Annotated in this window: 16 protein-coding genes; 8 read left to right on the forward strand and 8 right to left on the reverse strand. The window is 63.9% G+C overall.

Translation table 11 applies throughout. From position 1 onward, the window contains the following. Positions 1 to 97 precede the first annotated feature (97 nt). Positions 98 to 1,333, forward strand: a complete 1,236-nt coding sequence (locus tag IVB28_RS22965; protein WP_247529242.1) for a putative DNA modification/repair radical SAM protein — start codon at positions 98 to 100, stop codon at positions 1,331 to 1,333. After that, positions 1,333 to 2,775, forward strand: coding sequence for a UdgX family uracil-DNA binding protein (locus IVB28_RS22970; protein WP_247529243.1), 1,443 nt, complete (start codon positions 1,333 to 1,335; stop codon positions 2,773 to 2,775). Before IVB28_RS22965 ends, IVB28_RS22970 begins: the two co-directional genes overlap by 1 nt. Before the next feature lie 252 nt (positions 2,776 to 3,027). Here the strand turns inward: IVB28_RS22970 and IVB28_RS22975 are convergent, their stop codons facing one another. Further along, the gene (locus IVB28_RS22975) at positions 3,028 to 4,200 is read right to left on the reverse strand and encodes a M20 aminoacylase family protein (protein WP_247529244.1); all 1,173 of its coding nucleotides are present in this window, start codon (positions 4,198 to 4,200) and stop codon (positions 3,028 to 3,030) included. Between the two features lie 170 nt (positions 4,201 to 4,370). Between IVB28_RS22975 and IVB28_RS22980 the strand changes: the two genes are divergently transcribed. Beyond that, on the forward strand, positions 4,371 to 5,990 hold the full coding sequence (locus IVB28_RS22980) for a GMC family oxidoreductase N-terminal domain-containing protein (protein WP_247529245.1): 1,620 nt from the start codon (positions 4,371 to 4,373) through the stop codon (positions 5,988 to 5,990). Positions 5,991 to 6,073: 83 nt separating this feature from the next. Beyond that, complete coding sequence (locus tag IVB28_RS22985; protein ID WP_247529247.1) at positions 6,074 to 6,379, forward strand: HigA family addiction module antitoxin; 306 nt, start codon at positions 6,074 to 6,076, stop codon at positions 6,377 to 6,379. Positions 6,380 to 6,389: 10 nt separating this feature from the next. Here IVB28_RS22985 and hpnO read toward each other — a convergent pair whose 3' ends face one another. Then, positions 6,390 to 7,781, reverse strand: coding sequence for an aminobacteriohopanetriol synthase HpnO (gene hpnO / locus IVB28_RS22990; RefSeq protein WP_247529248.1), 1,392 nt, complete (start codon positions 7,779 to 7,781; stop codon positions 6,390 to 6,392). Between the two features lie 141 nt (positions 7,782 to 7,922). Here hpnO and IVB28_RS22995 point away from each other — a divergent pair, with 141 nt between their 5' ends. Continuing rightward, positions 7,923 to 8,561, forward strand: a complete 639-nt coding sequence (locus IVB28_RS22995; protein WP_247529251.1) for a DUF2147 domain-containing protein — start codon at positions 7,923 to 7,925, stop codon at positions 8,559 to 8,561. Here the strand turns inward: IVB28_RS22995 and IVB28_RS23000 are convergent. Then, positions 8,529 to 11,117, reverse strand: a complete 2,589-nt coding sequence (locus IVB28_RS23000; RefSeq protein WP_247529253.1) for an MMPL family transporter — start codon at positions 11,115 to 11,117, stop codon at positions 8,529 to 8,531. The two genes, IVB28_RS22995 and IVB28_RS23000, sit on opposite strands and share 33 nt — an antisense overlap. Before the next feature lie 463 nt (positions 11,118 to 11,580). Between IVB28_RS23000 and ispH the strand changes: the two genes are divergently transcribed. The 3 genes from ispH to IVB28_RS23015 all read left to right on the forward strand — a co-directional run bounded on the left by ispH (position 11,581) and on the right by IVB28_RS23015 (position 14,850). Beyond that, the gene (gene ispH / locus IVB28_RS23005) at positions 11,581 to 12,507 is read left to right on the forward strand and encodes a 4-hydroxy-3-methylbut-2-enyl diphosphate reductase (protein WP_247529255.1); all 927 of its coding nucleotides are present in this window, start codon (positions 11,581 to 11,583) and stop codon (positions 12,505 to 12,507) included. A gap of 36 nt (positions 12,508 to 12,543) precedes the next feature. Then, positions 12,544 to 13,704 (forward strand): adenosyl-hopene transferase HpnH, encoded by a 1,161-nt coding sequence (gene hpnH / locus IVB28_RS23010; RefSeq protein WP_247529257.1) that lies wholly within the window; start codon positions 12,544 to 12,546, stop codon positions 13,702 to 13,704. Between the two features lie 819 nt (positions 13,705 to 14,523). Next, positions 14,524 to 14,850 carry a hypothetical protein gene (locus IVB28_RS23015; RefSeq protein WP_247529259.1) on the forward strand — a complete coding sequence of 109 codons (327 nt, stop codon included), beginning with the start codon at positions 14,524 to 14,526 and terminating at the stop codon, positions 14,848 to 14,850. Positions 14,851 to 15,440: 590 nt separating this feature from the next. On the opposite strand, the gene IVB28_RS23020 is transcribed toward IVB28_RS23015, so the two are convergent. From IVB28_RS23020 to hpnC, 5 genes are read right to left on the reverse strand one after another with little or no spacing between them, the layout of a single operon-like run. Beyond that, positions 15,441 to 16,190 (reverse strand): phosphorylase, encoded by a 750-nt coding sequence (locus IVB28_RS23020; protein ID WP_247529261.1) that lies wholly within the window; start codon positions 16,188 to 16,190, stop codon positions 15,441 to 15,443. Continuing rightward, the gene (shc, locus tag IVB28_RS23025) at positions 16,187 to 18,184 is read right to left on the reverse strand and encodes a squalene--hopene cyclase (RefSeq protein WP_247529263.1); all 1,998 of its coding nucleotides are present in this window, start codon (positions 18,182 to 18,184) and stop codon (positions 16,187 to 16,189) included. The genes IVB28_RS23020 and shc overlap by 4 nt, the downstream gene beginning before the upstream one ends. A 52-nt stretch (positions 18,185 to 18,236) precedes the next feature. After that, positions 18,237 to 19,493 (reverse strand): hydroxysqualene dehydroxylase HpnE, encoded by a 1,257-nt coding sequence (gene hpnE, locus IVB28_RS23030; RefSeq protein WP_247529264.1) that lies wholly within the window; start codon positions 19,491 to 19,493, stop codon positions 18,237 to 18,239. Next, complete coding sequence (gene hpnD / locus IVB28_RS23035; protein ID WP_247529266.1) at positions 19,493 to 20,332, reverse strand: presqualene diphosphate synthase HpnD; 840 nt, start codon at positions 20,330 to 20,332, stop codon at positions 19,493 to 19,495. Before hpnD ends, hpnE begins: the two co-directional genes overlap by 1 nt. Further along, entirely contained in the window at positions 20,322 to 21,206 is an 885-nt protein-coding gene (gene hpnC, locus IVB28_RS23040) for a squalene synthase HpnC (RefSeq protein ID WP_247529268.1), read from the reverse strand. Before hpnC ends, hpnD begins: the two co-directional genes overlap by 11 nt. Positions 21,207 to 21,295: the final 89 nt, after the last annotated feature.

A 21,295-nucleotide genomic window follows, 5' to 3' on the forward strand; every position in this document is an offset into this window, starting at 1 on the left:
TGTTCATGATATGTTCTAATATAAAGCTACGGCGCCAGAAGAGTCAATCGAATTGGCGCGCCTAGGGATTCATGAGCCGAATCAAAGGGATTCAAACATGGACGTACAACGCAAGCTGGAAATCCTGGCGGACGCCGCCAAGTACGACGCGTCCTGTGCCTCCAGCGGCACCGAAAAGCGGGATTCCAGCGACGGCAAGGGCATGGGCTCGACTGCGCCCGGCATGGGCATCTGCCATTCCTACGCGCCGGACGGACGCTGCATCTCCCTGCTCAAGGTGCTGCTGACCAACGCCTGCAATTACGATTGCCTCTATTGCGTCAACCGCGCCTCCTCGAACGTGCCGCGCGCCCGCTTCACCATCGACGAATTGGTCAAGCTGACGCTGGACTTCTATCGGCGCAATTACATCGAGGGGCTGTTCCTCTCCTCCGGCATCATCCGCAGCCCCGACTACACGATGGAGCAAGTGGTGAGTGTCGCGCGCAAATTGCGCGAGGAGCATCACTTCCGCGGCTACATCCACCTGAAGACCATTCCCGAGGCCGACGACGCGCTGATCGCAGAAGCCGGCAAATATGCCGACCGTCTCTCGATCAACATCGAGATGCCGGAGGAAACGAGCCTGCAGCAATTCGCGCCGGAAAAGGACGTGCGCGCGATCCGCCGCACCATGGGCCGGCTGCGGCTGAAGCTCGACGAAGCCGAGGAAGACCGCAGCGCGAAAACGAAAGCAAAACCGCAGCGCTTCGCGCCGGCCGGACAAAGCACGCAGATGATCGTCGGCGCAGATAGCGCCTCCGACCACACCATTCTCCACACCAGCTCTAATCTTTACGGGTCATACAAACTGCGGCGCGTCTATTATTCCGCGTTCAGCCCGATCCCCGACGCCAGCCGCGCGTTGCCTCTGGTACAGCCGCCCTTGCTGCGCGAGCACCGGCTCTACCAGGCCGACTGGCTGATGCGGTTCTACGGCTTCGACGTTGCGGAGATCGTCGACGACGGCGCAATGCTGCCGCTCGACATCGATCCCAAGCTGGCCTGGGCGCTGCGTCACCGCGACCGCTTCCCGCTCGACGTCAACCGCGCCAGCCGCGAGGAGCTGCTGCGCGTGCCGGGCTTCGGTACCCGGACGGTTGAACGCATCATCGCGACACGCCGCACCACCACGATCCGCCTCTCTGATCTGGCGCGGCTGCACGTGCCCAAGCACAAAGCGCTGCCGTTCATCGTTCTCAGCGATCATCGCCCCTCGCCGCATCGCCTCGACGAGGCGCGGCTGGTCGAGCGGTTCAAGCCGAAGGCAACACAACTGGGGTTCGGCTTCTGATGCAGTACATCACGCTCGACACCGAAACCGATTTCGACGGCTGGCGCAAAGCCGCGCGGACACTCGTGCTTCATCATGTGAAGCCCACCGATGTCACCTGGACCGTGCAGGGCGGCGAAGCCGAGTTGTTCGCGCCGCCCGCGTCCTCTCCGATCCTCGAGGTGAATGACGGCACCTTCAGCGTCTCAGCAAAATTCGTCGAGCTCGCCCAGGCCGCAATCCTGCACCGCGAGCGCCAGCGCTTTGCCATCCTATATCGCCTGCTCTGGCGGCTGAAGGACAACCACGATCTCATCGAGGTCGCGACCGACCCTGATGTCGCGCAGGTCACCGCCATGGCGAAAGCGGTCTATCGCGACGAGCACAAGATGCACGCCTTCGTGCGCTTCCGCGAGATCGGCCGGGAACGTGAGGCGCACTACGTTGCCTGGTTCGAGCCGGAGCATCACATCGTCGAGCTCGCCGCGCCGTTCTTCGCCAGGCGCTTTGCCGACATGCCCTGGTCGATCCTGACGCCCGATCTGTGCGCGCATTGGGACGGCCACGCGCTCTCGTTCACCTCAGGCGTCAGCAAGAGCGAAGCGCCGGGCGAAGACCGGCTGGAGGAAACCTGGCGGCGTTACTACGCCAGCATCTTCAATCCGGCCCGGCTCAAGGTGAAGGCGATGCAGGCCGAGATGCCGAAGAAGTACTGGAGGAACCTGCCCGAGGCTTCGATCATTAAGCCTCTGATCGAGGACGCCGAGCGCATGACCGGCACTATGATCGGCAATCCCGCGACCGATCCGCACAAGCCTCAGAAGCGGCCGGAGGCTCCGATGAAACGCAAGACCACAGTCGACAATCTCGAAGCCCTCCGCGAGGAAGCCGCGCATTGCCGCGCCTGCCATCTCTACAAGGACGCGACCCAGACCGTATTCGGCGAAGGCCCAAAGTCGGCGAACATCATGCTGGTCGGCGAGCAGCCCGGCGACAAGGAAGACCTCGCGGGCCATCCCTTCGTCGGCCCGGCCGGCCAGATGCTCGACCGTGCGCTCGCGGAGGCCGGTGTCGACCGCAAGAAGGTCTATGTCACCAACGCGGTCAAACACTTCAAATTCGTGCCGCGTGGAAAGATCCGCCTGCACCAGAAGCCGAATACGACTGAGATCCGGGCCTGCCGGCAATGGTATGAGCGGGAGGTTTCGGCAATTCAGCCCGATCTGATCGTGGCAATGGGGGCCACCGCGGCGCAAAGCGTGTTCGGCAAGATCACCCCGATCGGCAAGACCCGCGGCCGCCTCATAGAGCTTCCCGACGGACGCAAGGCTCTGGTGACGGTGCACCCGTCCTATCTGCTGCGGCTGCCCGATCCGGAGGCCAAGGTGCTGGAATATCGGCGCTTCGTCGAAGACTTGAAGATCGCCGCGTCTTTGCAGAAGAAGTCGGCACGCGCTGCCTAAATACGGGGGGACAAGGGTTTTCACGCGGCGGTTGTCATCTGGCCTCAAAATCCATCGCGGACAAGATCCTTACTTTGAAATTAAGGGCGATTTGCTGATGGCCCGCGTGGTGACGCTGCCCTGCGCGATCGTGCTGTCGGCGACGCCGTACGTGATCTTCTCGAACATCTTCTGAGGCCGATCAGATCCCGCCAAGAACAAAGGGCCTGTGCGATGCACAGGCCCTTTTTCATTCGTGTGTCCAGCGCGGCGTCACGACGCGGCGAGCGACTCCTCGACCAGCTTGACCCAATAGGAGGTGCCAAACACGATCGCTTCGTCGTTGAAATTGTAGGCGGGGTGATGCAGGCCGGCGCTGTCGCCATTGCCGCAGAAGATGAAGGCGCCGGGACGTGCTTCCAGCATATAGGCGAAATCTTCGCCGCCCATCAGCGGCGGCATCTCGTGCACGTTGGCTTCGCCCGCGACCCGGCTGGCGATGCGGCGTGCAATCTCGGTCTCCGCAGCGTGGTTGTTCACGACGGGATAATTGCGCTTGTAGTGCAGGTCGATCTTCGCACCCGTGATCTGCGCCACGCCCGCCACCACCTCGTGCACGCGCTTCTCGATCAGCTTGCGCACCTCCGGTGACAGGGTGCGGATGGTGCCCCTCAGCGTCGCCGTTTGCGGAATGACGTTGCGGGCATTGCCGGCGTGGAATTCGCAGATCGAGATCACCGCCGATTCCAGGGGATCGACGCTGCGCGCGACGATCGACTGCAAGGCGGTGATTACCTGGGCGCCGACCAGCACGGAATCGATGCATTTGTGCGGACGCGCGGCATGGCCGCCGAGACCCTCGATCATGATGTCGACTTCGTCGGTCGCGGCCATGATCGGACCGGGCCGGATCGCGAACGAGCCGATCGGGATGCCGGGGCCGTTGTGCATGCCGTAGACCTGCTCGATCCCGAAGCGCTCCATCAGGCCGTCCTTGACCATGGCCGCCCCGCCGGCGCCACCCTCTTCGGCGGGCTGGAAGATCACCACCGCGTCGCCGGCGAAGTTGCGGGTCTCGGCGAGGTAGCGGGCGGCGCCGAGCAGCATCGCGGTGTGGCCGTCATGACCGCAGGCGTGCATCTTGCCGGGCGCCTTAGAGGCGTAAGGCAGGTTGGTCTGCTCGTCGATGGGCAGCGCGTCCATGTCCGCGCGCATGCCGATCACCTTGAGCCCCTCGCCCGCCGGCTTGCTGCCCTTGATGACGCCGACCACGCCGGTCTGGCCGAGCCCGGTTACGACCTCATCGCAGCCGAACTCGCGCAGGCGGTCCGCCACGAATGCTGCAGTGCGATGAACATCGTACAGCAGTTCGGGATGCTCGTGGATGTCCCGGCGCCAGGCCTGAATATCGGGTTGGAGGTCGGCGACGCGATTCACGATGGGCATGGAGGGTCTCAAGGTTTGTTGGGAATGCAGGACTGTCTAGCATGCAAGCGTCGGTCCACCTAACCGACGGGGCCGGGGTCGTCCCGCTCTCTGGCATGGCGGACTTGTCCCGGTCCGCCGCGTCTGCCTATTAGGACAGAACGTTAAGTGACCATCCGGGTGGAAGCAGAATGCCAAGACGGCTCGAAGGTGAGTTTGACTACATTGTTGTCGGAGCCGGCACCGCCGGCTGTATCGTCGCCAACCGGCTGTCAGCCGTCCCAAACAATCGCGTCCTCATCCTCGAAGCCGGCGGCGACGACAACTGGATCTGGTTCCACATCCCGGTCGGCTATCTCTTCGCCATCGGCAATCCGCGCTCGGACTGGATGTTCAAGACCGAGGCCGAGCCGGGCCTGAACGGTCGTTCGCTCGCCTATCCCCGCGGCAAGGTGATCGGCGGCTGCTCGGCGATCAATGCCATGATCTCGATGCGCGGACAGGCCGCCGACTACGATCACTGGCGCCAACTCGGCATGACCGGTTGGGGCTATGACGACGTGCTGCCGCTATTCAAGCGGCTGGAAGATCACTTCCTGGGCGCGAGCGAGCATCACGGTGCCGGCGGTGGCTGGCGCATCGAGGCGCCGCGGCTGTCGTGGGACGTTCTCGACGCCATCGGCGACGCCGCCGAGGAGATGGGCATCAAGCGCATCCCGGATTTCAACACCGGCGACAACGAAGGCACCAGCTATTTCCACGTCAACCAGAAGCGCGGCCGGCGCTGGTCGTCGGCGCGCGGCTTCCTGAAGCCGGCGCTGAACCGGGCCAACCTGCGGCTCGAGAAGCACGTGCTGGTCGACCGCCTCATCATCGAGCAAGGCCGCGCCGTCGGCGTGCGCTTCATCCAGAACGGCGAGATCATCGAGGCGCGTGCCAAACGCGAGGTGATCCTCTCGGCCGGCTCGATCGGCTCAGTGCAGGTGCTGCATCGCTCGGGCATCGGACCGGCCGACTGGCTGTCGCCGCTCGGCATCGACATCGTCATGGACAGGCCCGGTGTGGGGCGCAATCTGCAGGACCATCTCCAGCAGCGCGCGATCTACAAGGTCGAGGGCGTGCGCACGCTGAACGAGACCTATTACAACCTGTTCCGCCGCGGCCTGATGGGGCTCGATTACGCCTTCCGCCGTCGCGGGCCGCTGACCATGGCGCCGTCGCAGCTCGGCATCTTCACCCGCTCCGATGCGACGCGCGCACGCGCCAACATCCAGTTTCACGTGCAGCCATTGTCGCTCGACAAGTTCGGCGATCCCCTGCACCGCTTCCCGGCCATCACGGTGAGCGCCTGCAACCTCCAGCCGACTTCGCGCGGCACCGTGCGGCTGCGTTCAGCGAGCCCGGACGAGAAGCCGATCATCGCGCCGAATTATCTGTCGACCGACGAGGACCGCCAGGTCGGCGCCGGCGCCATCCGCACCACGCGCCGACTGATGCAGCAGAAGGCGCTCGCCAGGTATCGTCCGAGCGAATATCTGCCCGGCCCCACTGTCGGCGACGACGATGCCTCGCTCGCCAAAGCCGCCGGCGATATTGGTACGACCATCTTCCATCCAGTGGGCACCGCGAAGATGGGCGCGGCAAGCGATCCGATGGCGGTGGTCGACGAGCGCCTGTGCTTCTACGGCCTCGAAGGCTTGCGCATCGTCGATGCCTCGATCATGCCGACGATCACCTCGGGCAACACCAACACGCCGACCGCGATGATCGCCGAGAAGGGCGCTGCGATGATCTTGGAGGATGCGAAGTAGAGACCCCTTACACGCTTCCCTGTCCTGCCCCGGACGCAGCGCACCGAGGTCGAGATTGTCGACTATCACTAGGAGACGCGACGATGGTCAAAAAACTAAAGCCCATGCATCCTGGTGAGGTTCTTCGGGAGGAATTTCTGGTTCCGCTAGACATTTCGGCTGGTGCCCTTGCGAAGACATGCAACCTTCCTCGCACGCGAATCGAGCGGATCGCGAGCGAACAGACTGGGATCACCGCCGACACAGCACTTCGACTCGCCAAGGCCCTCGGCACGACGGCCGAGCTTTGGCTCAATCTTCAGAACGATTACGACATCCAGATCGCCAAACGCGATCTCGGCAAAGCGCTTGACCGCATCGAGACTGTGAACAAGCCCAAGGCGGCCTGAGCGATCGGCCTTACGCCGATCGTCGCACCGCGTTGTCCACCAGCGTCTTGCCGAGCGACCAGATCGCGCCGGGGACCTTGTGGCTGCCGGCGATGACGTCGTCGAAGGCGCGCTCGATCCACGTGCAGTCTTCCTCGGTGATGGTGAGCGGCGGCAGCAGCTTGATGGTGTGGCTGCCGTGGCCGGCGACCTGAGTCAGGATCTTGTGATCCTTGAACAGCGGCACGGTGATGAGCTGGCAGAACAGGCCCTTGTTGGCGGCTTCCAGCACGTTCCAGGAAGCCCGCAGCCGCAGCGACTTCGGCGGACCGAACTCGACACCGATCATCAGGCCCTTGCCGCGCACTTCCTTCAACAGCTCGTAGCCGGGCACCATGCGCGTGAGCGCGAGGCGCAGCTCGGCACCGCGCTTGGCGGCGGATTCGATCAGCTTCTCGGACTCCATGATGTCGAGCGTGGCGATGCCAGCGGCCATCGCGAGGTCATTCTTGGAGAAGGTGGAGCCGTGCACCACAGCGCGGTCCATCTGGTTGAAGATCTTGTCGAAGATGCTTTTGCGCGTCAGCACCGCGCCGACCGGCACGTGGCCGCCGGATAGCGACTTCGACAGCAGCACCATGTCGGGCTCGACGTTCCAGTGCTCGACCGCGAGGAAGCGGCCGGTGCGGCCCATGCCGGTCTGGATCTCGTCGGCGACGAACAGCGTGCCGTATTTCCTGCAGAGCGCAGCGGCGCCGGGCAGGAACTCGTCCGTGGGCATATTGACGCCCTTGCCCTGAATCGGCTCGACGACAAAGGCTGCGACCTCACGCGAGGCCAGAGCCTTTTCGAGCGCGGCCAGATCGTTGAACGGGATCGGGGTACAGCCCGGCAGCAGCGGCTCGAAGCCGGTGCGGAAGTTCGAATCACCCGTCAGCGACAGCGCGCCATAGGTCAGGCCGTGATAGCCATGGGCGCAATAGACGATGCCCGGGCGGCCGGTGGCGCCGCGGGCGAATTTGATGGCGGCTTCGACACATTCGGCGCCGGAATTGGCGAAGAACACCTTGTCGAGATAGGGAACGTATTTCAGCAGCCGCTCGGCAAGCACGCCGGCGAGGACGGAGACGTCGAACTGGACGAGATTGGGCAGGTCGGCGTCGAGCACGCTCTTGAGCGCCTCGCGCATGACCGGATGGTTGCGCCCGATTGCAAACACGCCAAAGCCGGACAACAGGTCGAGATAGCGCGCGCCCTCGCGGTCGAAGAGGTACTGCCCCTGCCCCTTCTGGAAGCCGACATCGTAGCCGATGGTCTTGAGGACCCGAACGAACTGCTCGTTCAGATACCGGTTATGCATGGCGCTGCGCTGGGCCTGACGGTCCGCGAATAGCTCAGACATGTCTGGATTTGGACTGTGCATCCGCTACATACTTCGCTTGAGGGCCGTTTCGTCAACTGAAAACGGACCGTTACTGAAAACGGTTTGTGCGGCCTTTTGCCCTTTTTCGGACCATCTTCGCAAGCACAGCTTTAGACCATGTTGCACTGCCGAGGAACTAACATGCGTTTGGCCCTTTACACCGGAATAATACTGGCTGGTGGCTACACCTGCCTGACCCCCGCGCTCGCTGCCGATCCCACCGGCGACTGGCGGGTTGCCGATGGCGTCGCCAACATTCGTGTCGCCCAATGCAATGGCAGCATGTGGGGCGCGGTTTCCTGGGAAAAACAGCCCGGCGGCCGCGACGAGAACAACCCGGATGCCTCGAAAAAGACCCGGCCGACGCTGGGCATGGCGACGCTGATCGACATGAAGAAGAAGCCCGGCGCCGATCAGTGGGAAGGGCAGGTCTACAACGCCAAGGACGGCCAGCTTTACAGCGCGACCATCACGCCTGTCGGCGCCGACCAGCTCGAAATCAAGGGCTGCGTGATGGGCTTCCTCTGCGGTGGCGAAACCTGGACCCGGGTTGGCCCGCCGATCCCCCTGAGCCCAGCCAACGCGATGGCCAAGGGTGCACCGAAGTCTGCCGGCGCGGCGCCAAAAGCCACAGGAGCGACGGTCGCAGCTGCGCCTGCACCAGCAGCTGCACCCACGGCCCCGAAGTCGGCGGGCGTAGCCAAGCCCGGTCAGAAGGGCGCCGCCGACCCGGTCGGCGACATCTGCCTACTCCCTGAGATTGCGGGGTTTGCCCATTAGGGCCGGCTGGAACAGCAGCACGGCCGCGAGCGTCGTCACCAGCGAAAGGGCCAGCAGCTTGCCCATGCTGGACGTGCCGGGATGGCTCGACAGCCACAGGCTGCCGAACGCGGTCGCTGTCGTCAGCGCACTGAAAAAGATCGCGCGTGTCAGGCTGGTCTGGAGCAGGTTTGTCCTGCCCGAGCGCCAGGCCACGACATAATAGATCTTGAAGGCGACGCCGACGCCGAGCAGCAGCGGGAACGCGACGATGTTGGCGAAGTTGAGCGGCAGACCGATCAACACGCAGATCTCGAGCGTCACCGCACCGGCAACCAGGAGCGGCACCAGCGTCATCAGCACGTCGACGAACCGGCGCAGTGTGATCCACAGCAAGAGGCCGATCACCAGCAGCGCATAGATGCCGGCGTGGATGAACGCCCTCACCACGGTATCGCCGGATTTGAGGATCGAGACCGGCCCGCCGATCGCGGTCGGCTCGGCGGCGAGCACCGCCGCCGCGAATTTGCGCAGCGTGTCGTTGTCGTTGGGATCGCCCTTGGGCAGCGCCTCGACACGGATGACGCCGTCCTTGCTCTTCCAGGCGCTGACGAGATCGGGCGGCAGTGACTTCAGGGTGACAGGCTCGGCCTGCATCGCGTTTCTGAGCTGGTCGAAAACGACCTTCATCGGTGTGACGAACACGTCCTGCGCCTTGTTGCGCGTGGCCTCGTCGCCATTGGCGAGCTTTTCGAGCGCGTCTGCCAGACGGCGCGATGCGACCGCACCCGGGCCCTTCGCTTCGCCCGCGGTCCGGCGCAGATTGTCGACCGAGGACTTGAGCGACCCCACGTTTTCCTGATCCGACGGCGCCGCGTCGATCTGCTCGGGATTGAGTGCGGGATTCAGTACCTTGGCGCCCTGCGCGAGCAGCTTCAGCTTCGGCGGCTGGTCCTGCGGCACAAAGCTGTCGAGCGACATCACCCTGAGCACCTCAGGCACCTTCTCCAGCTTCGCCTCGACCGCCCTCGCCTGCTCTTCCGACGTGGTCATCACGTTGATGGCGTTGGCGCCGGTGTTAGGGTCCTTGCGCAAATCGAGGAAGGTCGCGATCGATTCGGCGTGCGGATTGCGCAGGTTCATCGGATTGAAGTCGAACTTCATGAAGTAGAGCAGCGGCAGGCCGGCGAGCGCGATTAGCAACGTGCCGCCCACGACCAGCACGCGGTGCTTCTCCAGGAAGTGATCGAGCGGCGCCAGGAAGGCATAGCCGACCGGTTCCTTCTCGCCAGGCGGGTTCAGCAGCTTCAGCATGGCCGGCAGAACGGTGATCGAGGAAAGGAACGCCACCAGCATGCCGACGCCGGCGATCTGGCCGAGCTCGGCGATGCCCTTGTAGTCGGTTGGCATGAAGCAGAGAAAGCCGGCGGCCGTCGCCATCGCCGCAAGCGACAGCGGCACCGCCGAGCGCTTGGCCGCCAGCACCAACGCGCCCGAGAGATCGTTGTGCTTGAAGCGCTCCGAGCGATAGCGGACGCTGTACTGGATGCCGAAATCGACGCCGAGGCCGACGAACAGCACCGCGAACGCGATCGACAGCAGATTGAACGATCCGACCATCATCAGGCCGGCCGCAGTCGTCAGCGCGAGGCCGACGAAGAGGTTGATGAACACCGCGAAGATGATCTTCGCCGAATGCAACGCGAGCCACAGGATGACCAGCACGACCAGAACCGTGCCGATGCCGTTGATGACCGCCCCCTCCTGGACTGTGGCGTATTCCTCGTTGGCGATCGGCACCGGGCCGGTCAGCCGCACCCGCGCCTGGAATTTGGTCGGAAAATCCAGATCCGCAGCGGCCTTGCGGATCGCGTCGGTGGCGCCCTTGCCGGGCTCCAGCGCGTTGTAGTCGAGGATCGGCTTGAACTCGATGAAGGTGCGCTTGTCGGAATCCGACAGCGGCTCGTCACTCACGAGCTCGCGCCACGAGAAGCTTGCCTGGCCCTTGTTCAGCACGGTCTCGACCGTCTGCGCGATCAGGTTGAAAGGCCGCGCGGTGTTGTCGAGCTTGACCTGGCCGCGCTTGACGCCGGCAAGGCCCGTCTCCAGCGCACCGGTCAGGCCGCGGATCGACGGATCACCGGCCATGATCTCGATCAGGGGTGCGGCGGATTCGAACTGGGCGGTGATCTTGCCGACCTCCTCGGTCGGCAGGAACAACAAGCCGTTCTTCTCGAAGAACTCGCCGCTGCCGAGCTGCTGCATGGACTGGAAGTTGGTCTTGTCGTCCTTCAGCTTGGCAAAGAGGGCGTCCGACGCCGCGCTCGCCATTTCGGGGGTCTTGGCCTCGACGACCGCCGTGATCGTCGCATCGCGGTCGAAGGCCCGGTCGAATTGCTGGTCGCGCTGGCGCCAGTCCAGATTCTGGGCAATCAGCGAGTTGATGTCGGTGTTGATGGCGAAGTGCTGGGACGCGTAATAGCCCGCGGCCACTGCCAGCAGGAGCCCGAGAACGACGACGAGGGAGGCAAACCGGGTGCAGGCCCTGACGATGGCAACGACTACGCTTTGCAGCACTTCTTTTCTTTCTGCGGTTAACAGCTTGCCGGAAACGCCCGCTCTTTAACGGAGTTCCCGGGCGAAACCTATTGCTGTTTTTGGCGGTTATCGACGCACAAGGTTTGAGGTAAACGGCGGGAGACCGGGCAAAACCATGCGGGGGCGCGTCGGTATAGCCGGGCAGTTGAGGCGGGAAAGTGACGAAGGGCTGGGCCAGATGTTGCCGATCTTGCTGGCAACGGTTACTTACTATATTACCTGAACTTGCCGAGCCGGGGGCGTCCAGGTTTCATTCGACCTTTCCTTTTTGCCGATTTTTTGACACAAAGTCTTGCGCCTCCATGCGCCGGAGCCCCCACGAGGGTGGGTGGCTACCGCGTGCGCGAACCAATGGTGCGGATATTGCAGCTCATTGGTTAGTACCGGAGTGACGCCGAGGACTTACAAAGCGGATTGGTGCAACTTGCGTGATGGGCGTCCAATGGAAGTTTATCTGGCGCAACCGCGCGGCTTCTGCGCGGGCGTGGTGCGTGCAATCGAGATCGTGGAACGGGCGCTGGAGAAGTACGGCCGGCCCGTCTACGTGCGCCATGAGATCGTGCACAACAAATACGTCGTCGAGAGTCTGAAGAACAAAGGGGCAATCTTCGTCGAGGAACTGTCCGAAGTCCCGCCGAAGGCGGTCACGGTCTTTAGCGCCCATGGCGTCGCCCGCAGCGTTGAGGAAGAGGCTGCCGCGCGCGACCTTCCGGTGCTCAATGCCACCTGCCCGCTGGTCACGAAAGTTCACAATCAGGGGAAGCGCTACATCAGCAAGGCCAGAACGCTGATCCTAATCGGCCATGCCGGGCACCCCGAGGTCGAAGGCACGATGGGCCAGATTCCCGGCCCGGTGCTGCTTGTCCAAAGTGTTCAAGAGGTTAAGGCACTGACGCTGCCGGCAGATACGCCATTGGCCTACATCACCCAGACCACCCTGTCGGTCGACGACACCAGGGACGTGATCGCGGCCCTTCAAGCCCGCTTTACAGACATTCAAGGCCCGGATATCCGGGATATCTGCTATGCGACACAGAACCGCCAATCTGCGGTAAGGGACTTGAGCAAGCTGGTCGACGTGATCTTGGTGGTGGGCGCTGCCAACAGCTCGAACTCGAACCGGCTTCGCGAAATCGGCACCGAGGCCGGCGTTGCGAGTTATTTGATTGCCGACGGCAGCGAGCTCAATCCGGAGTGGTTGAAGAATGCCAGAACCGTCGGCATCACCGCCGGCGCTTCGGCACCTGAGGTGCTCGTGGATGACGTGATCGAAGCGATGCGGCGGATCGGACCAGTCAAGATCCAGGTGTTGCCCGGCCGCGAGGAAAACATCGAATTCCGGCTTCCGGCCCAACTGGCTGCGAGCTGACCCACCCGAATTGAAAAGCCCAGAAAGAAACTTGTAATGGCCATCCCCTTCTTCAAGGAAATGCGTATCGGCGGCTATTTGCTCAAGCAGAAACTGCTTGGCCGCAAACGCTATCCGCTCGTGCTGATGCTGGAGCCGCTGTTTCGCTGCAATCTCGCGTGCGTCGGCTGCGGCAAGATCGATTATCCGGATGCGATCCTCAACCGTCGCATGACCGCGCAGGAGTGCTGGGACGCCGCCGACGAGTGCGGCGCGCCGATGGTCGCCATTCCGGGCGGCGAGCCGCTGATTCACAAGGAGATCGGCGAGATCGTGCGCGGCCTCGTTGCGCGCAAGAAGTTCGTCTCGCTCTGCACCAACGCGCTGCTGCTCGAGAAGAAGCTCGATTTGTTCGAGCCCTCCCCGTATTTGTTCTTCTCGGTGCATCTCGACGGCCTGAAGGACCATCACGACAAGGCCGTGTCGCAGAAGGGCGTGTTCGATCGCGCGGTCTCCGCGATCAAGGCCGCCAAGGCGCGCGGCTTCACCGTCAACGTCAACGCCACCATCTTCGACGGCCATCCGGCCGAGGAGATCGCGAAGTTCCTCGACCTCACCGTCGAGCTCGGCGTCGGCGTCTCGATGTCGCCGGGCTACGCCTATGAGCGCGCGCCGGACCAGGAGCACTTCCTCAACCGCACCAAGACCAAGAAGCTGTTCCGCGACGTCTTTGCGATGGGCAAGGGCAAGAAGTGGAACTTCATGCATTCCGGCCTGTTCCTGGACTTCCTCGCCGGCAACCAGGAATACGAGTGCACGCCTTGGGGCATGCCCGCGCGCAACATCTTCGGCTGGCAGAAGCCCTGCTATCTGCTCGGTGAAGGCTACGCAAAAACCTTCAAGGAGCTGATGGACACCACCGACTGGGAAACCTACGGCACCGGCAAGTACGAGAAGTGCGCCGACTGTATGGCCCATTGCGGCTACGAGCCGACCGCGGCGACCGCTGCCCTCAACAACCCGCTGAAGGCGATGTGGGTGTCGCTGCGCGGCATCAGGACCACCGGCCCAATGGCGCCGGAGATCGACATGTCCAAGCAGCGCCCGGCGCAGTACATCTTCTCGGCGGAAGTGCAGAAGCGCCTGTCGGAGATCCGCAAGGACGAAGCCGCCGCAGCGCAGGAGAAGGCGGCGCGGAAGGCTTCGACCGCCGCGTAAGCGGACGCGATCAACTCTCACGACGAAGGCCCGGCCGCGATCGCGACCGGGCTTTTTCTTTCGAGCAAGTCTCGTGGAGCTTGGAGGCACGCTGTCTAACCCAGCGTCATTGCGAGCGCAGCGAAGCAATCCAGAGTCCCTCCGCGGCGGCAGTCTGGATTGCTTCGTCGCAAGGGCTCCTCGCAATGACGGAGCAAGTTGAATAGTCGGCCTCCGCCAACTCTCAGCTTAACTGGCAGGCGCGCATTCGCATTCTCGCGGCTTCTTTCGCCCGAGTTTTGCTGTTCGGTTTCGCCCTCGAAAGACCAGAGGATGCAGGGAAGGCCGGGCGCCGGCGGCACCCGCAATCCGTGCGCAACAAAATGCACACGGGGTGGATCACAGGTGTTGCCGGTCGCCCGGCCTTCCCTGCGCGGATGGTTTTAACGGTGTCCTTCGTGCTCTCCTCGGGGAGCGTTGCACTATTGCCCCCGTCGCCTCACTGCTGATCGATGCGCGTGCCGGTCGGTCGCCACATCACCGCGAGGTTTGACGCCAGAACCCCGGGCGTCGGGACCACACGACTTCTCCGTCCGCGGACGGTTCGACCTGATCGCCGGGAGCTCGCGTGTGCTCACCTCCGGCGACGACCGAAACCGCTGTGACCACGCCGTGTCGTAGCGCGCCGCGCCTGACTCACGGTTGCCCGCCCTGTCATCGCTTTCCGCGCCGGCGCTACCGCGTCCACCGCACCCCGACCCGCATCTCGTGACGATCGCGAAGCGCCCCTCTGGCAGGCCGGGATGAACGCTCTTTGCCACAAATCCGAAATTCGGGAAAGTGAAATATTTTGCGAAAGGGGTTGACGGGTCCGCAGGTGTTTTGCCCGACGGCTGCCGCTGGCAACTGCAAACCCTTCCCTATGAACAGGTGCGGCATCTACCGGAGGCAGCCCTGCCCTACATCGCCAAGGTGTTCAAGTCCGGCGACGCCCAGTCCGTCCAGTTGCCGAAGGAGTTTCATGTCTCACTCAACGAGGTCGAGGTGACGCGGCAAGGTGACGCCATCATTCTGCGTCCAAAGCCGCCGAACCTTGGGAATCACTTCGGCCGGCCGTCGCACCGCGTGCCCGACTTCGCGATGGGAAAACGAGCGAATGGTCCGTGATCCGGCGATGGACACTGGCCGCGTGTGCCAACACCGCAACGGATTATCGCGTCTCGCTTGAGGGGTGCAGCACTGTTACCGTCAGTAGGACCTAAAGAAGCCGCCACTTCGGCCACTCGAAAATAGCCCATGCGAGTAGCAATAGACCGATCGGGATATAAACAACGGTGATCCACGACGGAATTGGAGGGACGGAGAACACAGCCCCGATCCACAAGCAGTGTAGAAAATGGTCCGGCCACACCGATCTATTAGCGCGCCGTGCTTCGCTCTCTCGATGACGGAATAAGCTTCCTTCGGAGCCATGGTCGATACTCTACCGCCGGTGGAAACTAGCAAAATTCTCGCACAAATCCAATGACTCTGGCATCGCGCGAGCCGGCGAGCCCTATGCCCGCCGCTCACGATTACGCGCGCCGAACTCGACCAGGCTTCGATATCTTCCAAGCAGCGATGTCGGCCTTGTGAGCGGGACGCAACGCGCACGCTTTCGCGCTAGCGCGGTAGCATCCGCACGATGGACACCAAACAAAAAGGCCCGGTCGCATCAGGAACCGGGCCTATTGTTTTGCCAGTTCAGCGAACCCCGCTCAGGCCGCCTTGGAGACCAAAGCCTCGCTCTCGATCAGCTCCGTCCCGATCAGATGATCGCGGCAACCACGCAGGCTGCGCAGCGCGCGGTTGAAGTCGAGGCCGGTCGAGACCAGTCCGTGCAGCGCTGCCGGGTTGCGCACGATGCCACGCAGCACGGCGCCAAGGTCGATCTGGCCGTTCGGCTTGATCGCGGAGCGGGCTAGTGCCGGCAGCGCGCGATGGGCGGGGTCGCTGATGACGCGAACCGCGGCAAAGGGCAGCCCGGCTTCACTGGCGTAGGCCGCCGCGATATGGCTTTCCATGTCGACGGCAGAGGCCCCCGTCTCCGAATGCAGCGCCGCCTTGCAGGAGCGCCCGGTGACCACTTGCTCGGCACCGGCGAGGCTGCCGCGCACCACGCGGCGGCGGCCCGAGGTCAGGCGCTCGATCAGGTCGTCGCCGAGCGACAGCCCGGCGGCCCAGCGGGTGTCGCCGGACAGCACTTCGGTTGCCAGCACGACGTCGCCGGAGCGCAGCGTCGGGTCGAGCCCGCCGGCCACGCCGAAGGAGATCACGCCGCGAATCGTATCAGGGTCCACCACCGTCAGCAGCGCCCGCAACTGGGCCGGGCTGCTCGACGAACAGATGACCGCCATTCCCGGTCCGGCCGCGATTCGGGCCTCCTGAACCAATCCGGTCACGATCAATATCGGCCGCGGGTCGATGGTATTACCCGCGGTAAGATAGTCCCCCATCCCCAAAGTCACATTCCGACCCCTACCACCCTGCTGTTGGTGTTCCGCAAGTTCCGATACCGCGCCAATGCCCACAGCGGAAAGAACTTTGGGTAACCATGATACCGCAGATAGAACACGCGGGGGAAGCCTGTGGCGGTGTACCGCTGCTCGTCCCACAGTCCTTTTTCGTTCTGTGTTGCAATCAGGTACTCCACCCCGCGGGCAACGGCGGGGTGATCAACCTCGCCTGCCGCCATCAGGGCAAGCAAGGCCCATGCCGTTTGCGAGGCCGTCGAGGGGGCGGCCTCCCACCCCCGGTAATCCAGGCGATAGCTGACGGCATCTTCGCCCCAGCCGCCGTCCTGGTTCTGGATCGAGGCCAGCCAACCGGCGGCCTTCCGAATCATGGGATCGTCATGGCGGACGCCGGCCATGTTCAGGGCGCAGAGCACCGACCAGGTCCCATAGATGAAGTTCATGCCCCAGCGGCCGTACCAGGACCCTTCGGGGTGCTGGGTCTTCCGGAGGTAAGCGACCCCGTCAGCGACATGCTTGCTGGTCTTCTCGGTCTCGCCGAGCTGGGCCAGCATCGAGATGCAGCGCGCCGTGACGTCCTCGGTCGGCGGATCGAGCAGCGCGCCGTGGTCGGAGAACGGGATGTTGTTCAAATAAAATTCGAGATTGTTGACGTCGAAGGCAGCCCAGCCGCCGTCGTCGCTCTGCATGCCCTCAATCCACTCCCGCCCGCGGGCGATCGCGGCGTCGTAGCCGGTGGCGCCGTGCTCCCGGCGCATGCGGTCCATCGACATCACCACCACGGCGGTGTCGTCGAGGTCGGGATAGTGCGCGTTGTTGTACTGGAACGCCCAGCCGCCCGGACGCACGTCGGGCCGCTTCACCGCCCAGTCGCCCTTCACCTCGAGCTCCTGCCGCGGGATCAGCCAGTCGAGGCCATGCTTGGCCGCCGGCACCGCCTTGTCGCCGCCGGCTTCCAGCAGCGCATGGGCGGTCAGTGTCGTGTCCCACACCGGCGAGACGCAGGGCTGGCAATAGGCCTCGTCGTCATGGATCACGAGCAGCTTGTCGATGCCACGGCGGGTGATCGCTCGCGGCGGGAAGTTCTCGTCCTTGCCGAGCGCGTCGTACATCATGACGATGTTGGCCATGGGCGGATAGATCGCGCCCATGCCGTCCTCGCCGTTGAGCCGCTCCTCGGTGAAGGCGAGCGCCGCATCGATGGCGCGCTTGCGCAGGCTCTTGGGAAACATCGGCTCGACCACGCGCAAGATGCCGTCGAGCGCGCGGAACAGCACGAACCAGGCCATGCTCTGGTGCGGCGCCTTGGCGGTCATGCCGATCGAGCGCGGATCCTGCAGGAACAGTTCGTCGATGCCGACCCCTTTCGGATTCTTCGCGCGCGGCTTCAGCGCCGCGAGCACCATCAACGGCACCATGGTGGTGCGCGCCCAATAAGAGATCTTGTTGAGGTGGAACGGCGACCAGAACGGCAGCAGCACGATCTCGATCGGCAACACCGGCACGGCGCGCCAGGTCACCACGCCGTACATCGCAAGCAGGAACCGCGTGAAGACGTTACTGTTGACGGCGCCGCCGCGCGCATGGATCGCCTCGCGCGCACGCACCATGTGCGGGGCGTCGACGGAATCGCCGATCATCTTCAACGCGAAGTAGGCCTTCACGCTCGCGCTCATGTCGAACTCGCCGTCATGCACCAGCGGCCAGCCGCCATGGGCGCCCTGGATGCGGCGAAGGTAATTGGCGATCTTCGCCTCGATCACGGTGTCGACCGGCTCGGCGAGATAATGGCGCAGCAGGACGTATTCGGCCGGGATCGTGCAGTCGGCCTCGAGCTCGAAGACCCAATGGCCGTCGGCTTGCTGGAGGCCAAGCACGCCTTGCGTCGCTGACGCAATGCTCGATTCCAAAACCTTCGATTCCAAGGCCTTCGATTCCAAGATAATCGATTCCTGGCCTTCGGGGCTGGTCGCGTTCACGGAATCCATCTCGCTCGATTGCTCCGATAGTCGATTGAAATTGGCCGGGGATTTTTGCCCGTCAGGGCCGCTTTGCGGCCAGAACCAGATCGGCAGCGCGATCACCGGACCGGACCGATCCCTCGATGGTTGCAGGCAATCCCGTAGCAGTCCAATCACCGGCAAGAAACAGGTTTTTCAGCGCGGTGACCGGCCCCGGACGCAGGGCATTCTGGGCCGGCGTCGCCGCAAATGTGGCGCGGCGCTCGCGCACGATCTGCCACGGAGGCAACTCGCCGGAGACACCGCCCGCCTTGCAGACATCGTTCCAGATCGCCTGCGCGAGTTCCTCGCGCGGCATGTCGACCAGACGGTCGCCGTTGCTGATGGTGACGGAAAGCCGGTTCGGGAACGCAAACAGCCACTCGACAACGCCGCCGATCACGCCGAGGATCGGCGCCGAACCTGACGGCGGTGTGATGCGGAAATGCGCATTCACGATGGCGCGGAACTCGGTCGGCGTCTTCAGCCCAGGCAGCAGGCCCGCTGCGGCGCGCGGCGGCACCGCCATTACGACGACATCGCCCTCATTGAGCTGGATCAAATCCTCGCCGCCGAAACTCAGCGCATTGGCCTTGCCGTCGCTGGTTGCAAACGAACGCAGCTCATGGCCGAGCTGAACGGAATGGCCGCGATCAGCCAGGAATTTCACGGCCGGCTCGATCAGCACGGCGCTGAGGCCGTCGCGCGCGATCAGGGGACGGCAAGCCTGTCCGCCGGCAAGCAGCGTCTCGCGCAGGATCGCGCCGGCAAGCCCGGCGGAGCCCTCGGGCGGATCGACGTTCAGCGCGGCAAGCAGCAGCGGCTGTACCAAGCGCTGATAGAGTACGCCTTCGCAAGGAATGGACTTGCCAACCAACGTCTCTTCCGACGCCCAGATCAGCGGCGCCAGCTTCAAATAATCGGTGAGCCCGGTGTCGGGCACGCGGCGGCTCTCGTCGAGCACCCAGGTCGGCAGCCGGCCGGCGCCGAGATCGATCTGCCAACGCTGCCCGGTCTTGATGTCGACGAAGGGAAACTGTGCGCTTTCAGGGCCGACCAGACCGGCCTCGGTGCCGATCGCACGCGCATAGGCACGCGCATGACTGTTGCCCGACAGCAGCAGATGATTGCCGTTGTCGATGGTGAGATTGGTGGCGCCGTCGAAATAGGACCGGCAACGGCCGCCGGCCTGCTGCGTCGCCTCGTGCACGGCGACCTTGAAGCCGGCATTGGCAAGCCGCACGGCGGCGGAGAGGCCGGAAATTCCAGCACCGATGATGTGAGCTGTGTTTTGCATCAGATGAAAGCGTAGCGAAGCAGGATCAGGATACGTGTGACCTTCGACACACGCACCGGCTGGCGCGGTGCGTTGAAACCGCGCGCAATCAGAAGATCCAGAATGGCATGATAGTATTTCGACATCATCCGCGGCGCGCGCACCGTGCGGCGCTTGTTGCGGCTCATGATCTCGTCCGACTTCTCGAAATACATCTTCGCACGCTGCGCCAGCGGCAGACACACCTTGGGCAGCGCGCGCTCGACGATCACGCGGTTCGGATCGTTGGAGGTGATGCCAGCATGCAGCAGCGCTTCGCGCGGGAGATAGAGCCGGCCGAGGCCGGCGTCCTCGTCGATGTCGCGCAGGATGTTGGTGAGCTGGAGCGCGCGGCCGAGATGATGGGCGAGCTCGATGCCGTCTTCTTCCGGCAGGCCGAATACCCGGACCGACAGCCGCCCCACGGCGCTGGCGACGCGATCGCAATAGAGATCCAGCGTCGCCATGTCGGGCGCGCGGATGTCCTGCGGCACGTCCATCTCCATGCCGTCGACGATCGCCTGGAAATCCTCGCGCTTGAGGCCGAAGGTCTTCACCGAGGCGACGTAGTCCTTCAACCGCGGCGGCGGATTGCCCTGATAGAGTGCGTCGATGTCGTTGCGCCACGCCTGAAGCGCGGCGAGCCGCTCCTCGCGCGGACCGTCGGAATCGGCGATGTCGTCGACCTGGCGGCAGAAGCTGTAGATCTGGAACATCGCTTCGCGCTGATCGTGCGGCAGGATGCGCATCGCGGCGTAGAACGAACTGCCGGATGCGGTCGAGCCATAATTGGCGCCGGGCGAGGTCGCCTCAAGCGTCATGTGCGGTCCCCGGTCTGGAAACGCCCTTGCGTCCGATCGCGCGACGGCCGACTTCGCCGATCATCCCGGCGAGGCTGAAAGTAAGCAGCTCGAATTTGTTCAGGTGCACGCGCTCGCGCAGGGGATCGCGCACCTTCAAGAGGCGCACGATGCGGTCGGCATAGGCCTGGATCACCGAAACGTCGAGGCCGAGGCGGAAATCCCGGATCTCCGCAGCAAGCGACCTGCCCTCGTCGAGCAGCGCCTCGTTGCGGACGGCGAGCGCCTGCAGGCAGGCCAGCATCGCCGGCGGCGACTGTGAAAGCCCGAGTTGCTCGACGGAGGCGCCGCTGGCCGCCAGCGCATCGCGCGGCAGATAGACGCGGTTGAGCTCGCGGAAATCCTTGCCGCAATCCTGCAGGTGATTGTTGATCTGGAGGCCCGCGCAGAGCGCATCCGATGCGGCCCAGGTCGAGGTGCTCTCGCCGTGGACGTCGAGCATGAAACGGCCGACCGGCATCGCCGAATAGCGGCAATAGTGAATAACCTCGTCCCAATTCTCGTAGCGCAGCTTGGTCACGTCCATGCGGAACGCGACCAGCACGTCGAGCGCATGGCGCGGCGCCATGCCGCGTTCGGCGAGCGCGCGGCGCAGAGTCACGGCTTCTGCCTGGGTGTCGCCGTTGCCGAGCAGTTCCGCCTCGAGCAGGTCGAGATAAGCGAGCTTCTGGTCGGGCAGCAGCGTCGCGTGGTCGGCGATGTCGTCGGCGGTGCGGACGAAATTGTAGTACGCCAGGATCAGGGCGCGATGACGCGGATGAATGATCCAGGACGCGACGGGAAAATTCTCGTCGCGGTCACCTTTGCCGGATCGCAATTCGCTCGCAGAGGTCATCGAGGGCTGGTTTACAATCGTTTGGACAGAAAGGGCTTCTTCGCTCGCGGGCTGATGCCGGCGATCCGCCGCGGCCCCCATATAGGGGA

Source organism: Bradyrhizobium sp. 199, assembly GCF_023073355.1.
In the GTDB taxonomy this organism is placed as follows: domain Bacteria; phylum Pseudomonadota; class Alphaproteobacteria; order Rhizobiales; family Xanthobacteraceae; genus Bradyrhizobium.

What these genes read in the sequence shown, in the direction of transcription:
- IVB28_RS22965 (WP_247529242.1), top strand. Translation starts at nt 98, where the DNA reads ATGGACGTACAACGCAAGCTGGAAATCCTGGCGGACGCCGCCAAGTAC.
- IVB28_RS22970 (WP_247529243.1), top strand. Translation starts at nt 1,333, where the DNA reads ATGCAGTACATCACGCTCGACACCGAAACCGATTTCGACGGCTGGCGC.
- IVB28_RS22975 (WP_247529244.1), bottom strand. Translation starts at nt 4,200, where the DNA reads ATGCCCATCGTGAATCGCGTCGCCGACCTCCAACCCGATATTCAGGCC.
- IVB28_RS22980 (WP_247529245.1), top strand. Translation starts at nt 4,371, where the DNA reads ATGCCAAGACGGCTCGAAGGTGAGTTTGACTACATTGTTGTCGGAGCC.
- IVB28_RS22985 (WP_247529247.1), top strand. Translation starts at nt 6,074, where the DNA reads ATGGTCAAAAAACTAAAGCCCATGCATCCTGGTGAGGTTCTTCGGGAG.
- hpnO (WP_247529248.1), bottom strand. Translation starts at nt 7,781, where the DNA reads ATGCACAGTCCAAATCCAGACATGTCTGAGCTATTCGCGGACCGTCAG.
- IVB28_RS22995 (WP_247529251.1), top strand. Translation starts at nt 7,923, where the DNA reads ATGCGTTTGGCCCTTTACACCGGAATAATACTGGCTGGTGGCTACACC.
- ispH (WP_247529255.1), top strand. Translation starts at nt 11,581, where the DNA reads ATGGAAGTTTATCTGGCGCAACCGCGCGGCTTCTGCGCGGGCGTGGTG.
- hpnH (WP_247529257.1), top strand. Translation starts at nt 12,544, where the DNA reads ATGGCCATCCCCTTCTTCAAGGAAATGCGTATCGGCGGCTATTTGCTC.
- shc (WP_247529263.1), bottom strand. Translation starts at nt 18,184, where the DNA reads ATGGATTCCGTGAACGCGACCAGCCCCGAAGGCCAGGAATCGATTATC.
- hpnE (WP_247529264.1), bottom strand. Translation starts at nt 19,493, where the DNA reads ATGCAAAACACAGCTCACATCATCGGTGCTGGAATTTCCGGCCTCTCC.
- hpnD (WP_247529266.1), bottom strand. Translation starts at nt 20,332, where the DNA reads ATGACGCTTGAGGCGACCTCGCCCGGCGCCAATTATGGCTCGACCGCA.
- hpnC (WP_247529268.1), bottom strand. Translation starts at nt 21,206, where the DNA reads ATGACCTCTGCGAGCGAATTGCGATCCGGCAAAGGTGACCGCGACGAG.